The sequence below is a fragment of the Tamlana crocina genome, assembly GCF_012037625.1.
In genome coordinates this window covers 1-430 of record NZ_JAAVJS010000282.1, presented here as the reverse complement: position 1 = coordinate 430, position 430 = coordinate 1, and the positions used below count along the sequence as shown (strand labels likewise).

At 39.5% G+C, this 430-nt stretch carries 1 protein-coding gene; it reads left to right on the top strand.

Going from position 1 to position 430, the window contains the following annotated elements; genetic code table 11:
- On the top strand, nucleotides 1-430 hold a 430-nt coding region (locus tag HC176_RS16730), incomplete at both ends, for a M16 family metallopeptidase (RefSeq protein WP_167920147.1).

Genomic DNA, 430 nt, shown 5'->3' with positions numbered 1-430 from the left:
GAGAATGGTTCAAAATTGTTTCTTCCAATGGAGGATCAAATAATGCCAATACTTCTGACGACCGAACTTATTATTACGAGATCTTCCCTTCTAACCAACTGGAGTTGGGACTTTGGATGGAGTCTGAAAGAATGCTTCACCCGGTCATTGACCAGCAGGGAGTTGATACTCAAAACGAGGTTGTCAAAGAAGAAAAAAGACTGCGTATTGATAACGCACCTTATGGAAACCTTCTAACCGCAGTAAAAAAGAACCTTTTCAAAAAGCACCCTTACAGATGGTCTCCTATTGGATCTATGGAACATCTTGATGCAGCAACCCTTGAAGAATTCCGTGCTTTTAACGAAAAATTCTATGTTCCTAATAATGCTACCCTTGTAGTTGCAGGAGACATTGAGATCGAAAAAACCAAAGAACTGATCAAATCATA